The sequence below is a fragment of the Streptomyces sp. CNQ085 genome, from assembly GCF_022614595.1.
Taxonomy (GTDB): Bacteria; Actinomycetota; Actinomycetes; order Streptomycetales; family Streptomycetaceae; genus Streptomyces.
The window spans coordinates 12825-27549 of the sequence record NZ_JAJFAU010000016.1 but is presented as its reverse complement, the minus strand read 5'-3'; the positions used below and the strand labels follow the sequence as shown (position 1 = coordinate 27549).

Here is a 14725-nt window from a genome sequence, read left to right as displayed (position 1 = left end):
CCCCCCCCCCCCCCCCCCCCCCCCCCCCCCCCCCACGGGGAGGGGCCTCACGTGCTCGCGGGGCATCCCGCTCCCGTGCGTGCCGACTCCGTTCCCCGGGGGCTCACGGGAGAAGGGGGAGGAGGGAGCGGGCATGGCCGAGCAGGCGGTGGAGGTGCACGGTGGTGGGGGCGAGAGCGGTGACCAGGACGGCCGGACCGCCGGCCAGCGGCACCAGAACGCCCCGGCCCTGTGCCGGGTCGTTCCCGAACAGGTGCGGCTGGACCGGTACGTCTTCCAGACGGGGGTCGACGACGAGGAGTTGGCCGGTGGCGCGGTGACCGGCCAGGACGGCGGGGCCGTCCCAGCCGGGGGCGGCCGTGCCGACGCCGGTGTGCTGGTCCAGCAGGGGACGGCCGTCGCGTCGGACGGTCAGCCGGGTGGTCAGGTCGCCGGGGGGCTCGGCGGCGCGGCCGAGGATCTGTTCCTCGCGCAGGAGCAGGCGTGCGGTCGGGGCGAGGTCCACGGTGCAGGTCTGCCGCAGGTTGCTGCCGCATGCGCTGATCAGTGGTCTGGGAAGCCAGTGGAGGCTCGCGTGATCTCCCACGCGCAGGCCGGCGTGGTGGGTGGCGTGGGCGGTGGTCGCGCCGCGCAGGGCGAGGGTGGCGGCGGCGGTGGTGATCTCCAGGTCGGCGCGGTCGCCGACGGTGACATCGATGCTCAGACGGTCGCCGCCGAGGGGTGCGCTCATGGCGCCGATCACGCACACCCTGGCCCGGCCTCCCCGCGGCCGGAGGCGGCGCAGGTGGAAGGGGCCGTCGCCGTGCAGGAGCGGGAGGGTGGTGGCGCGGCCGTTCGAGACGGCCCGGATGCGGGCGGTCGCGTGCACACCACCGCCTGTCTCGCCGGCCGGTGTCCGCGGGGCCGGGGCGGGAGCGGTGGTCATGCCGCGCCGCCGGTGTTCCAGGCGGCCAGACGCGTGCCGATCCAGTCGGCCACCGGCCGGACGCCGTCGTCGTCGCGCAGGCTGGTGAACGCGACGGGGAGACCGCCGCGCCGGAGTTCGGCGTCGGCGGCCATGCGGGCGAGATCGGAGCCGACGTGGGGGGCGAGGTCGGTCTTGTTGACGACCAGCAGGTCGGCCGTGGTGATGCCGGGGCCCCCCTTACGGGGGATGTCGTCGCCGCCCGCGACGTCGATGACGAAGATCTGGGCATCGGCCAGACCGCGGGAGAAGGTGGCCGTCAGGTTGTCGCCACCGGACTCGACCAGGATCAGATCGAGGCCGCCGAGGGTCTCCTCCAGGTGCTCCACGGCTTCGAGGTTGGCGGAGATGTCGTCGCGGATGGCGGTGTGGGGGCAGGCGCCCGTCTCCACCGCGGTGATGCGCTCGGCGGGCAGGACGGCCTCGCGGCGCAGGAACTCGGCATCCTCGCGGGTGTAGATGTCGTTGGTGACCACTGCGATGGACAGATCCTCGCGCAGGACTCGGCACAGGGCGGCGACTGTGGCCGTCTTGCCGGAACCGACCGGCCCGCCCAGCCCGACGCGCAGGGCACGGCGCGTGCCGTCGGGGCGGATGGGACGGGCCGCGCTGTGGGTGTGGCGCCGGGGAAAGGCCGGGGAGAGGCCGTCGCTGTGGTCCAGGTGCATTCCGGTCTCCGAAACGTGGTCGCGGACGTGGGTGGGCTGCGGGTCAGGAGGCGAACAGGCGGACCGGCCAGGCGGCGTGCTCCTGGGCGGCGATGTCCAGCAGCGGGGCGGAGTCGGCGGGCAGCACACCGGTGCCCTCCGCGGAGACGCGGACCGCGGTCCGGGCCGCGCGGTCGGCGATGCGGTCGGTGTCGTCGGCGAGGCGGGCGAGGACAGCCGTGGCGTCGTAGGGATTCAGGCTCAGCAGCCGTACCGCCGCGGTGGCCGGGCCGCCGACACTGTCGTAGGCGGCGGCGTGGGCCGCGTCCGAGGAGGTCAGCCCGGCCGCTCGGGCGGCCACGCCCAGCACGACGGAGTGGTGGACTCCGCGCGGCCGGTGGCGGGCGAGGCGGTCGAGTTCGGGAGCGGGCCAGGTGGCGCGTGCGGCACGCATCATCTGCCGCCCCAGCTTCCGCGCGACCTCGCGGAGAGCGGGGGTGGGGGTGCGGGCGTCGGCGGCCTCGTCCAGCTCCAGCGGGTCGTGGCCGGCGGCGGCCGTGGCGGCCAGCGCCGCCGCGACCAGACCGGCCGTGTGCAGCCGTCCCCGGCAGAAGGCGTGCAGAGTGGCGGTGTCGTGGACGGTCCCCGAGGCGACGGCCGCCTCCACCCCGCCGGAGTGGGCGTGCCCTCCGGCGGGGAAGCGGCCGTCGGCCAGGACGAGCAGGGCTGCGCGGCTCATCGTGCGGGCATGCACCTTTCCCTGGCCGGTCCGGATCGTCGGCCGGGCCGGCCACGTCGGGGTCAGAACAGGAAGTAACGCTGCGCCATGGGCAGTTCGGTGGCGTAGTGCATGGGAACCGACTGGTCGGCCACCTCCGCGCGGACATCGGTCACCCGGGCTCCGCCGATCTCCACCTCGAAGGTGTCGGGATCGATCGTCACGTCCGGGGTGGCGCTGTTCTCCCGCATGTCCTCCTTGCGGACCGTGCGGGTGTCTGTGATGGCCCGCAGTGGCTTGCCGACCGCCAGACGGTCGGCGAGTCCGCTCTCGAGAGCCTGGCGGGAGACGAAGTTGAAGGAGTTGGCGAGGGGAGCGCGCCCCCGGGCGCCCCACATCGGGCGGGGCAGGACCGGCTGAGGGGTGGGGATGGAGGCGTTGGCGTCCCCGACCTGCGCGTAGGCGATCTGCCCGCCCTTGACGACCAGATGGGGCTTGACGCCGAAGAACTTCGGTTCCCACAGCACCAGGTCGGCCAGCTTCCCGGTCTCCACGGAGCCGACCTCGGCGTCGATACCCTGGGCGATCGCGGGGTTGACGGTGTACTTGGCGACGTAGCGGCGGGCACGGTGGTTGTCCGCCCCACCGGCCCTGTCCTCCGCCAGGTGGCCGTAACGGACCTTCATCACATGGGCGGTCTGCCAGGTCCGAACGATCATCTCGCCGATGCGCCCCATGGCCTGGGCGTCGGAGGACATCATGGAGATCGCGCCCAGGTCGTGCAGCAGGTCCTCCGCGGCCATGGTGGAGGGCCGGATACGGGAGTCGGCGAAGGCCAGGTCCGCCGGCACCTCGGGGTTGAGGTGGTGGCAGACCATCATCATGTCCACGTGCTCCTTGACGGTGTTCACCGTCAGCGGGCGGGTGGGATTGGTCGAGGCCGGCAGCACATGGGGCTCTCCGACCATGGTGATCATGTCCGGGGCGTGACCGCCGCCGGCACCCTCGACGTGGAAGACGTGCAGCGGTCGGCCGCCGATCGCCTCCAGGGTGTCGCCGACGAAGCCGGCCTCGTTGAGGGAGTCGGCGTGCAGGGCGAGCTGGACGCCGGTCTCCTCGCACACCCGCAGGCACAGATCGATCACCGCGGGGGTCGCGCCCCAGTCCTCATGGATCTTGAACCCCAGAATTCCGGCGGTGACCTGGTCCTGGAGCGACTTGCGGGACATGGTGCTGCCCCTGCCGAGCAGGCCGATGTTGACCGGGAAGGCGTCCAGGGCCTCGAAGAGCCGGGAGACGTGCCACGAGCCGGGGGTGACGGTGGTGGCCGTGCTGCCCTCGGCCGGCCCCGTACCGCCGCCGATGAGCGTGGTCACGCCCGCGGCCAGCGCCTCGCCGACCTGCTCGGGACAGATGAAGTGCACATGGGTGTCCACGCCGCCGGCGGTCAGGATGCGGCCGTTGCCGGCGATGACCTCGGTCTCCGGGCCGATGGGGAAGTCCGTGGGCTGCGGGCGGCCCACGACCGTCGGGCGGGCCGTGTGCAGCGGGTCCATCGTCTCGGGGTTGTACGCCTTGCCCAGCGCGGTGATCCGGCCGTCGCGGATGGCGATGTCGGCCTTGACCACCCCCCAGTGGTCCAGTACCACCGCTCCGGTGATCACGGTGTCCGGGGGCCTGCGGCCTTCGTCCCCCTCCGGCTCGCGCGGCAGGGCGGACTGGCCCATCGACTCACGGATCACCTTGCCGCCGCCGAAGACCACCTCGTCCCCGCTGCGGCCCGGGCCGCCGGCCCAGTCCTCGGTGATCTCGATGGTCAGGGCGGTGTCGGCCAGCCGGATCCGGTCTCCGGTGGTCGGGCCGAACAGGTCGTCGTACTGGGCGCGGGTGAGCGGATCAGTCATCGAGGGAGCCTCCGTTCTCCTTGCGCAGCCCCAGCACGACACGCTCGCCCGCGATCGGCACCAGCTCCACCTCACGCCGGTCGCCCGGTTCGAACCGCTCGGAGGTGCCGGCCGGGATGTTCAGGCGCTTTCCGCGGGCGGCCTCTCGGTCGAAGTCCAGACCCGGGTTGGCCTCGGCGAAGTGGTAGTGGGAACCGACCTGGACGGGCCGGTCGGCGGGGTTGTGCACCTCCACCACCGTCACTTCGCGCCCCTCGTTGAACGCGATCGGCTCGGCGCCTTCGGGGTGTTCCACCTTGCCCGGGTGCACCAGCACATCCTCGTCCGTCTCCGGGACGGGGTCGTGGATGGTCACCAGCTTCGTGCCGTCCGGGAAGGTCGCCTCCACCTGGACGTTGGCGATCATCTCCGGGACGCCTTCCATCAGTTCCCCGCGGCCCAGCACCCTGCGGCCCGACGCCATCACCTCGCTGACCGTACGGCCGGCCCGCGCCTCCTCGAAGACGTGCACAGTCAACAGCGCGACCGCTTCGGGGTAGTTCAGCCTGATGCCGCGCTCACGCCGCCGCTGCGCCACATCCGCCGCCACATGGATCAGCAGCCGCTCCTGTTCGTGCGGAGTCAGATGCATGCGGGCTCGTTCCCGGACCGGCGGACGATCCGGTTCTTCGTTCCGTACTCCGCCACCGTGGTCCTCTCCGCGGTCCGCGATGCCGCACTGTAAGCGGAATCAACTGCTCCGCCTCCGCCCCCGCCCTCCCGGACGCTCCACACACCCATGAACAGTGGTCTCCCCTCGTCTCCGCGCGCGGCACCGCGTGCCGCCGGCTCCCCGGTCACGGGCGCCGCCGAACGGAGACTGTGCTCCGGCGGGCGGCGGCAAACGAGCAGGTCGTGTTGATCCGCCCAGGCGAGTGAAGATCCGTCGTTCGGCACCACGCCGATGCGCGCATCTGCTAGCGGCTTGCCACGCGGCCTTGGCCGGGGCATCGGTCCGTGTGCGGATCGGCGAGTCGGGTGCGAACGCGATCTTCGGTTCGGCGCGGGTGTCGCGCCGGCGGACGTTGTCCTCGCCGGCCCGCATCAGCACGGTGATGTCCCTGACCGTCTGGCCTGGCCAAAGTCGCGTGACAAGCCACTGGTCGCGGACGCACCACCGGCCCGGCCGCCCTCCCGCCACCTGAGACGCGAGGGCCGGCGTTCCGCCGAACGAAGTACCGGACGATCGCGCCCTGTTGCCCAGGGTGTTCAATTGGTTACGTTTCCGGTGGACCGGAAGAGACCCCGCCCACTTGGGAGCAGCACACCGTGAGAGACCGTATGCGCGCCGCCCTGGCCGCCATGGCACTGGCCCTGACCGCTCTGCTCGCCCCGGCTCCGGCCGCCGCCTCGCCGGCCGACGAGACCCCCACCGTGCGACCGGCTCCCTGCACCGGCGCCCACCAGGGCGACCCCCGCCTGGGCCCCGAGCACCTGCCCCGTCCCTGGGAGTCACCCGCCGGTCCGCTGCTCAAGGGCTACCAGCGCACCGGCGGCCTGTCCCCGGAGGCGTTTCTGGCCAAGTACTGGAAGGACGAGGGCCCCGACGGTCCGGCGGGCTGGAAGTATCCGCCCAACGACGGCTTCGCCGAGGTCAACGGCGAGATCGACAAGCATGTCGAGATTCTGGAGCCCGGCGAGGATCTGGACCGCTTCGGCTCCGAGTACGGCTCCTACCTCGCCCCGGCCGGCGACCCGTACGCCAAGCGAGCCCTGCCCCCGCAGAACCTCAACACCCGCGACGCCGCCCACCCCTGCGACTACCACCACTACACCGTCAAGCGGTCCTTCCCCGTCTGGCAGGGGAGCGTCGCACCCTGGTTCGAGCAGCCCGGTGGCGGACAGCAGATCAAACTCGACCCGGCCCTGCACGATCCGGGCGAAGGCCGGTTGCTGAACGTCAAGTGGCTGCTGGACAACGGCTATCTCACGCCCACCACAAGCTGAGGAGCGAGACCGATGGACCGCCACGCCCTCCATGCCGCCCTGCGGGCCGCGGGCGTGGCGGACGGCCACTACCGCATCGAAGGAGTGCACGAGCCCTCGCCCCCGCCCACCGACTTCCTCTATCTGCGCCGCTCACCGGACGCCTCCGGCCTGTGGGAGACCGGGGCGTACGAGCGCGGCGTGTGGGAGGCGGCCGCCCACCACCGGAACGAGGCGGACGCCTGCGCTCACCTGTTCCGCCTGATGACCGAAGGCTGACGGCCAGGGCTCACCGGAGGGCCGGGAACGCCGCACAGCCCTGGGAGGACTCGATACCACGGGCCACGCGACCAACACCGCGAGAACGCCGGTGCCCGCCCTGCTCACGGCCCTCGGCCGGACGGGGGAAGGGCTGGGCAGCAGTGGGATCCCCACCCGTGGCGGTCCGGAAGCCCGGGTGCCCGGCCCACGGTGGCACCTGGCGCCTCCCGTTCCCCGCTGATACCGGACCTGGACATCAAGGACCCGCCTGCTCGAGAAACAGGCGGGTCCTTGCGCTGGTGCGCCCGGCAGGATTCGAACCTGCGACACCCGCTTTGGGAGTTTTCTCGGGGCGGGGCTGTGACCTGCGGAAACGTCGACCACGGAATGTCTGGCCTGGGGAAAGACCCCTCCGTGGTTCTCACGTGTTCGCATGGTTTCCCGGCCTCATGTGTGCCAGATCCGTTCCGGGCGACCACCTCGTCGAAGGCGGAGCCCCAGGCCCGGGCGGATGCCCGCTCCGGCCGCAAAGCTGTGAGCGGGTGGGCGGAAACCCGTAGCCTGGGGTCGACAGCGTTACGCCACCTGACCAGTGCGGAAGGGATGCCGATGACCACAGCTCCCAGCGGTGGGCCTCACCCGCCGTCCCAGTCGTCGCATCCGCTGCGGACCATCCGTGACATCCGGGAGTCCCTGTCCGAGGACCAGCGTCGGCACTTCGACACGGAACTCGCCGACACGGAGATCGAGGCGCTGCCCGAGATGCTCCACCGCTGGGTGACGCTGAGCAACGACGGCTTCGAGGAGTTCCTGCTCTCCGCTCCCTTCGAGGGGCTGGATTTCGGTGCCCGCTCCTACGACGAACAGACGGACACCGAGTGATCTACCTGCTCGACGCCAACGTCGTCGCCGAACTCACCACCCGGGTGAGGCCAGATCCGCGCGTCATGGCCTGGTTCCGGTCCACGGCCAGGCCCAACCGCTTTCTGAGCGTGATCACTGTTGCCGAGATCGAGGCAGGGGTGGCCGCCACTCCGGATCCCGTACGACAGGCCCGCTACGCCCGAGCGCTCGCCGCGGTACGGCATGAATACCACGACCGCGTCGCGTCGATCGGCGGGCCGGAAGCAGCCGCCTACCTCGCAGTCCACAAGACGCTCAAGGCCGCCGGTGTCGGCATCGACCCACCGGATGCCCTGATCGCCGCCACCGCCCTGGCCAACGGCTGGACCGTAGCCACCCGGAACGTCAAGCACATGGCCCGGACCGGGGCCCTGGTGATCAACCCGTGGGAGGAGAAGCTGTAGTGGTCCCCGGGGGCACGATTCACTCCGTGGACGCCGGACGCGGGGCGGCGCGCCTTCTCCGCTGACCTCCGGCCCGTGCCCCCGGCAGGATTCGAACCTGCGACACCCGCTTTAGGAGTGGGATCGAATCCTGCCGGGGGGTGCCTGGCGCTGCCGTGCGATGCTGTTTCCCCTGTTCAGAACCGCACGGCGAGCCACTTGGTCCGGCTCATGCGGCCCTGTATCGGGCAGTCCGCTCACGCATCGCTCACGCACCTGAGGTACCTCGGTGTCGTGCCGGCGCATCTCCATCTCTTCGTAGTGGAGTCTGCGGGGCCCGGTTCATTCTTGCGGCCTTCCAGCGCCTTGCGGAGTTGCCGCTCCGGCAACATGTGCAAGCGCCCGTGCGGATTGGCATGAGCACGTCGAGGAGGCTTCTTAGCTGAACCATGGGATGCTGGCTGCTCCCTTTGGCAAAGTGATCGTCACTGCTAGACGATTCTCGTGAGGAACCTTGTGAGTACGCTCGGTAGCTTCATCTGGTCGATCGCTGACCAGCTTCGGGGGCCCTACCGCCCCAACCAGTACGGGACTGTGATTCTTCCGTTCACGATCCTGAGACGGCTCGATTGCGTACTTGAGCCGGACCGTGCGGCGGTACGAGAGCTGGCTGCGAGGTACGAGAACCCGAACCGGCTCAAGGTCGAGGTCAAGAAGGCCACGGGGCGGACGTTCTACAACACCTCCAACTACGAATTCGCGAACCTGCTGGCCGATGCGGATGGACTGGCGGACAACCTCGCTGACTACATTGACCGGTTCTCGGCCGATGTGGACGTGTTCGAGTATTTTGACTTCAAGAAGGAGATCCTGGCCCTGGAGAAGGCTGGACTCCTGCGCGAGATCGTCAAGTCCTTCGGCGCCGTCGACCTGCATCCCAAAGTGGTGTCCAACGCCGACATGGGGGATGCGTTCGAGTACATCATCCGCAAGTTCAATGAGGCCGCGAATGAGACCTCCGGAGACCACTACACGCCACGCGACGCGATCCGGCTGCTGGTCGACCTGCTCTTCGCGGAGAAAGATGTCGACCTCTCCGAGGGCAGCATCATCAGGTCGCTGTACGACCCCACCGCCGGTACCGGCGGCATGCTCTCCTTGGCAGAGGAGCACCTGCTTGCCCAGAATCCCGAGGCGAAGCTGAGTCTGTACGGCCAGGAGTACAACCCGCAGTCGTACGCCATCTGCAAGTCCGACCTGCTCGCCAAGGGCCACGACACGACCAACATCGCCTTCGGCAACACGCTCACTGACGACGCCTTCAAGGGCCGCCAGTTCGACTATTGCATGTCCAACCCGCCCTACGGGGTGGACTGGAAGCAGTACGCCAAGGCAGTCAAGGCGGAGCGTGACTCCGCCGGCCCCTACGGCCGATTCGCGCCGGGACTCCCCGCGACCTCGGACGGCCAAATGCTCTTCCTGCTCCACTTGGCCCACAAGATGCGCACACCCGAGGACGGCGGCGGCCGAGCCGGCATCATCATGAACGGCTCGCCGCTCTTCAACGGCGCCGCCGAATCCGGCCCCTCCAACATCCGCAGGTGGCTGCTGGAGAACGACCTGGTCGAGGCGATCGTCGCGCTGCCGACCAATATGTTCTTCAACACCGGTATCGCCACCTACATCTGGATCCTAGACAACACCAAGCACCCAGACCGCCAAGGCAAGGTCCAGCTCATCGACGGCACGTTGTTCTGGACTAAAATGCGCAAGAACCTCGGGTCCAAGGGACGCGAGATCAGCGACCATGACCGTGCCGAGGTCGTGCGGCTGTACGCCGACTTCGAGGACGCCGACCCTGACTTCTCCAAGGTGCTGCGCAACGACGAGTTCGGCTACTGGACCATCACCGTTGAGCGTCCCCTGCTCGATGAGGACGGGAACCTTGTCGTAGACCGCAAGGGAAACCCGAAGCCCGACTCGAAGAAGCGTGACACTGAGAATGTGCCCTTCACCTACGGCAGCTCAACCGCCGGCGCGGCAGGGGAGCGTGAAGTCATCCAGACGTACTTCGACGCGGAGGTGAAGCCGCACGCCCCTGACGCCTGGATCGACTGGGCCAAGACCAAGGCCGGCTACGGAATCCCCTTCACTCGCCACTTCTACAAGTACGTTTCACCTCGTCCGCTCGCCGAAATCGATGCTGACCTGGAGAAACAGGTCGCCAAAATCCTTGACTTGCTGCGAGAGGTGGAGCAGTGATCACCACGCCGCGGCCCGACTGGCGTGAGACAACGGTGCGGCGAGTGTTGCGCCAGCTGGACCGACCTGCTCGGTCGGGGCTCGGCGTTATCACCGCCTATCGGGATGGCACAGTCACTCTTCGCTCGAACCGCCGTGAGGACGGCTATACCTTCTCTGATACCGAGAATGGCTATCAGGAGATCCGTCCCGGAGACCTGGTCTTCCATGCCCTCGACGGTTTTGCTGGCGCCGTCGGCGTCTCGGACAGTCATGGCAATGGTTCACCCGTCTACCACGTCTGCGAGCCTGTGGCGGGTGACGATCCCGCTTACCTTGCCCGCCTGCTACGCCACCTTGGTACCTCCGGCTTCCTCGCCACCCAGGCGCCGAACGTCCGCGAGCGCAGCGTTGACTTCCGTAACTGGAGCACCTTCGCTCGTATTCCTCTAGTATTGCCCCCGGCCGACGAGCAACGAACCATTGCCTCCTATCTTGCCCGCGAGACGGCCCGCATTGACACGCTCATTGAAGAGCAGCAGCAGCTGATCGAGATGCTTCGCGAACGGCGCGCTGCTGCGGCGGTTGAAGCATTCGCATCGATGAGCGGCGATGGCGAGGGCCTTGGGGATGCGTGCGAGCCGATTCCTTGGTTGCCTGAGCTGCATATCAAGCGAGTGCAGATGCGCCATGTTTGCACGATTGGTACTGGTTCAAGCGACTCAGTCAACGCCGTGGACGAGGGGTATCCACTCTTCGTCCGCGGAGATCAACCTCTGGCACTCGAACACTACGAATTCGATACTGAGGCCATCATCACTGCTGGTGACGGCGCGATGGTCGGTCGCTCGTTTCACCATTACCGGGGCAAGTTCGCTGCCCATCAGCGTGTGTATGTCTTGCGTGACTTCAAGGGGATATTTCCGCGCTATCTCTTCTGGTACTTCTCGACCTTCTTTATCCGCATAGTGGGTGACGGCGGAGCGCAGGCAACGGTGCCCTCTGTGCGGAGACCCATGATCGCGGGAATGCCTGTGCCGATGCCTGCGCTCGATGAGCAGCGTCGCGTCGCGGCCTTGCTGGATGAGCAGACTACGAAGATCGACGTGCTGATCGCCGAGACCGAGCGGTTCATCGAGCTGGCGCGGGAGCGCCGATCGGCGTTGATCACGGCGGCTGTGACGGGGCAGATCGACGTACGAGAGGTGGCTTGATGGCCGACCACAGTGAGGTGGTCTTCGAGACGGAGATCTGCGAGTACCTGCGGGATCACGGCTGGCTGTACTCGAAGAATGATCGTGATGGTGGCGAGTACGACCAGGAGCGGGCGCTGTTCCCCGCTGATCTGTTCGCATGGCTGGAGGCGACGCAGGGGCCGGCGTACGAGAAAGCGTTGAAGGCGGCGGGGTCGCGGGCGAAGTTCCTCGACGTGCTGACCGCGGCGCTCGACCGGCCGCTGGAACATGGCGGTGGGACGCTGAACATCCTGCGTAACGGGGTGCAGTACATCGGCGGTGGTCGGCTGAAGATGGCGCAGTTCCGTCCGGAGACGTCGCTTAACGAGACCACGACGGCCTACTACGAGGCGATGCGTGTGCGAGTGGTGCGGCAGGTGCACTTCTCGACCGCCGACCAGCGCAGTATCGACCTGGTGTTCTTCGTCAACGGGCTCCCGGTGGCCACGGTGGAGCTGAAGACCGACTTCACCCAATCGCTGGACGAGGCGGTCAACCAGTACAAGCAGGATCGCAATCCGTTGACGAACGGGCGGCCGGAGCCGTTGCTGTCGTTCGGTCACCGGGCACTGGTGCACTTCGCGGTCTCGAATGACCTAGCGGCGATGACCACGAGGCTGGAGGGGGAGAAGACCCACTTCTTGCCGTTCAACATCGGCTTCGACAGTGGTGCTGGCAACCCGCCCGGCGCGGATGGGCGGTCGGCGACGGCGTACCTGTGGGAGCGAGTGTGGGAGAAGCACGCCTGGCTGAACATCATCGGTCGGCTGATGATCGTGCAGACCAAGGAGGAGTGGGACGTCACTACCGGCACCTCGGTGCGGCGTACGAGCATGCTCTTCCCACGGTTCCACCAGTGGGAGGCCGTCACGAACATCGTCGACGCGGTGAAGGAGGAGGGTGTCGGGCAGCGGTACCTGATTGAGCACTCGGCCGGGTCGGGGAAGACGAACACCATCGCCTGGACAGCCCACCGGTTGGCGCGACTGCATGTCGGTGATCGGAAGGTCTTCGACTCGGTTATCGTGGTTGTCGACCGCACCGTGCTCGACTCCCAGCTGCAGGATGCGATCCGGCAGATCGACGGCACCGGCAAGATCGTCGCGACTATCAGCCCCGAGGACGTCCGCAAGGCTGGCGCAAAGTCGAAGTCAGGTCTGCTGGCGCAGGCGTTGAAGAACGGTGAGCTAATCATCGCGGTAACGGTGCAGACCTTCCCGCATGCACTGAACGAGATCCGGACCGACGCCGGCCTGAAGGGCAAGCGGTTCGCCGTCATCGCCGATGAGGCGCACTCCTCCCAGTCGGGTCAGATCTCCTCGAAGCTGAAGCAGGTGCTGACGGCGGAGGAAGTCAAGGCGATCGAGGAGGGTGGCGAGGTCGATGTGGAGTCAGTGCTGGCCTCGGAGATGACCGAGCGGGCCGAGTCGGAGAACATCTCCTACTTCGCCTTCACCGCGACGCCGAAGAACAAGACCCTTGAACTGTTCGGCCGCAAGGATGCCCATGGGAAGCCGTGCGAGTTCCACCTGTACTCGATGAAGCAGGCGATCGAGGAGAGCTACATCCTCGACGTGCTCAAGGGCTATCAGTCCTACGACACCGCGTTGAAGATCGCCGGCAGGGCCGAGAGCGGTGACGGGGGAGAGGTCGAGGAAGCTGCTGCCCGCAAGGGTCTGATGCGGTGGGTGCAGCTCCACCCGACGAACATCAGCCAGAAGGTGCAGATCATCGTCGAGCACTTCCACGCCAACGTCGCCTATCTCCTCGAAGGTAAGGCGAAGGCGATGGTGGTGACCGACTCGCGCAAGTCCGCAGCGAAGTACAAGCTGGCCATCGACGCCTACATCGCCAAGCGCCGCGCTGAGGACGCCTCGTACAACTACCGGACCCTGGTCGCCTTCTCCGCCGGGGTGACGATGACCGAGGACGAGACCTGGCACAGCGACTGGGGCCCGCAGCCGTCGAAGGACGACGAGTTCACCGAGGCCAACATGAACCCCGGCGCCGGGGCTGATCTGGCAGCCACCTTCAAGGGCGAGACGTACAAAATCATGCTGGTCGCCAACAAGTTCCAGACCGGCTTCGACCAGCCCTTACTCTCGGCGATGTACATAGACAAGAAGCTGTCAGGGGTCACCGCGGTGCAGACACTCTCGCGGCTCAACCGCACCCATCGCACCGCTGGTGGGGAGCAGAAGCGCAAGACGTTCGTCATCGACTTCGCCAACAAGCCCGATGACATCAAGGCAGCCTTCGAGCCGTACTTCAAGAACGCGACCCTGGAGACCGAGACCGATCCGTACGTCGTCATCCACCTGGCTAACAAGCTTGCCCAGGCCGGAATCTACACCGAGGACGATGTTCGCAAGGTCGCAGAGCTGTGGGTGACCCGAAAGGGCAACAACGCGCTCTCGGCGGCGATCAGCCCAGCGCAGCACGACTTCCGGCGTCGCTACGCGCGGGCGATCGAGGAGGAGGACAAGGTCACGCTCCAGGCGCTCGACCTATTTCGCAAGGATGTCTCCACCTACGTACGTCTCTACGACTTCATGTCCCAGGTCGTCGACTACGGCGACCCCTACATGGAGATGCTCTCGATCTTCCTGCGCCTGCTGGAGAAGGTCATCGCCGAGTCCGCCTGGGCGGCCGACGTCGACCTCTCCGACGTGGTACTGGTCGGGGTGAAGCACAACAAGGCAATCCCGGTCAACATCTCGCTCGTGGGCGACGGGCAGCTGAAAGGCATCAGCGCAGCCGGCACGGGAATGAAGAAGGATCCGAAGTACGTCGCGCTCCAGGTCGTCATAGACAAGATGAACGACCTCTTCGGCGCCGAATCGTTCGCTAAGTCCCAGATCAGGGAGTTCGTGCAGGGCCTCGTCCAGCGGTTGCTCGCCGACCCGAACCTGATCAGGCAGACCAAGGTGAACTCCAAGAAGCAGTTCCTGGAGTCACCAGACTTCCAAGCAGCCGTTACGGAGGCGGTCGCAGACAACCAGGACGCCCACAACACGATGGCTGACTACTTCTTCACCGACGGGCCGGCCATCAACTCGATCATCGTCGCCCTCGCGGATGCCTTCTACGAAGCAGCGATCGATCAGCAGGTGGATTCATAGATACGGCAGCACGCACGTCGCGCCCCAGCAAGCGGGCCTTGGGCCGAGGCCCGCTCGCCTACTGCCAGCCTCCGCCCTCAGTGCTTCCGCCAGTCTTTGTGGGGTTCGATGAGGGTGCTGCCTCCTGCCCACTTCATCCTGCAGACCGGGCAGATCACGTACCACTCGTCGCCTGGTGCACTTTCGTCCATGTACCCGTCCTGTCCTGTCCCAGGGCAGTCTTCGGTGACTTCTTCTTGACGCATCGCTTCCCCTCAGTGCCCGGTGGATGAGGCTGCGCCTTCGGCGGCGACAGCGGCAGGGCGGATGCAGGCTAGCGCAGCCCACTGACACGAGCAGGGCACTCGAGAATCGTTGGTGGCGATACTCCGACGTCCAGAGC

Annotated in this window: 12 protein-coding genes; 7 read left to right on the top strand and 5 right to left on the bottom strand. The window is 67.6% G+C overall.

What is annotated here, in order from left to right; translation table 11 throughout:
- Positions 1–103: 103 nt before the first annotated feature.
- The 5 genes from LJ221_RS05310 to LJ221_RS05290 form a co-directional block, all read right to left on the bottom strand.
- The gene (locus tag LJ221_RS05310; RefSeq protein ID WP_241714181.1) at positions 104–925 is read right to left on the bottom strand and encodes an urease accessory protein UreD; all 822 of its coding nucleotides are present in this window, start codon (positions 923–925) and stop codon (positions 104–106) included.
- Positions 922–1632 carry an urease accessory protein UreG gene (ureG, locus tag LJ221_RS05305; RefSeq protein WP_241714179.1) on the bottom strand — a complete coding sequence of 237 codons (711 nt, stop codon included), beginning with the start codon at positions 1630–1632 and terminating at the stop codon, positions 922–924. Before ureG ends, LJ221_RS05310 begins: the two co-directional genes overlap by 4 nt.
- A 43-nt stretch (positions 1633–1675) precedes the next feature.
- A complete protein-coding gene (locus tag LJ221_RS05300) occupies positions 1676–2350 on the bottom strand; it encodes an urease accessory protein UreF (protein ID WP_241714177.1) in 675 nt (224 codons plus the stop codon).
- A gap of 62 nt (positions 2351–2412) precedes the next feature.
- Positions 2413–4233, bottom strand: a complete 1821-nt coding sequence (locus LJ221_RS05295; protein WP_241714175.1) for an urease subunit alpha — start codon at positions 4231–4233, stop codon at positions 2413–2415.
- The gene (locus LJ221_RS05290) at positions 4226–4864 is read right to left on the bottom strand and encodes an urease subunit gamma (protein ID WP_241714173.1); all 639 of its coding nucleotides are present in this window, start codon (positions 4862–4864) and stop codon (positions 4226–4228) included. The genes LJ221_RS05295 and LJ221_RS05290 overlap by 8 nt, the downstream gene beginning before the upstream one ends.
- A gap of 689 nt (positions 4865–5553) precedes the next feature.
- Here LJ221_RS05290 and LJ221_RS05285 point away from each other — a divergent pair.
- The 7 genes from LJ221_RS05285 to LJ221_RS05255 all read left to right on the top strand — a co-directional run bounded on the left by LJ221_RS05285 (position 5554) and on the right by LJ221_RS05255 (position 14343).
- Positions 5554–6219 carry a TNT domain-containing protein gene (locus LJ221_RS05285; RefSeq protein ID WP_241714210.1) on the top strand — a complete coding sequence of 222 codons (666 nt, stop codon included), beginning with the start codon at positions 5554–5556 and terminating at the stop codon, positions 6217–6219.
- Between the two features lie 12 nt (positions 6220–6231).
- Positions 6232–6477 carry a hypothetical protein gene (locus tag LJ221_RS05280; RefSeq protein ID WP_241714171.1) on the top strand — a complete coding sequence of 82 codons (246 nt, stop codon included), beginning with the start codon at positions 6232–6234 and terminating at the stop codon, positions 6475–6477.
- 591 nt (positions 6478–7068) lie between these two features.
- Positions 7069–7341, top strand: coding sequence for a hypothetical protein (locus LJ221_RS05275; protein ID WP_241714169.1), 273 nt, complete (start codon positions 7069–7071; stop codon positions 7339–7341).
- Entirely contained in the window at positions 7338–7766 is a 429-nt protein-coding gene (locus LJ221_RS05270) for a type II toxin-antitoxin system VapC family toxin (protein WP_241714167.1), read from the top strand. Before LJ221_RS05275 ends, LJ221_RS05270 begins: the two co-directional genes overlap by 4 nt.
- A gap of 495 nt (positions 7767–8261) precedes the next feature.
- The gene (locus LJ221_RS05265; RefSeq protein ID WP_241714165.1) at positions 8262–10007 is read left to right on the top strand and encodes a class I SAM-dependent DNA methyltransferase; all 1746 of its coding nucleotides are present in this window, start codon (positions 8262–8264) and stop codon (positions 10005–10007) included.
- On the top strand, positions 10004–11200 hold the full coding sequence (locus LJ221_RS23640) for a restriction endonuclease subunit S (protein WP_241714163.1): 1197 nt from the start codon (positions 10004–10006) through the stop codon (positions 11198–11200). Before LJ221_RS05265 ends, LJ221_RS23640 begins: the two co-directional genes overlap by 4 nt.
- On the top strand, positions 11200–14343 hold the full coding sequence (locus LJ221_RS05255; RefSeq protein ID WP_241714160.1) for a type I restriction endonuclease subunit R: 3144 nt from the start codon (positions 11200–11202) through the stop codon (positions 14341–14343). Before LJ221_RS23640 ends, LJ221_RS05255 begins: the two co-directional genes overlap by 1 nt.
- Positions 14344–14725 lie beyond the last annotated feature (382 nt).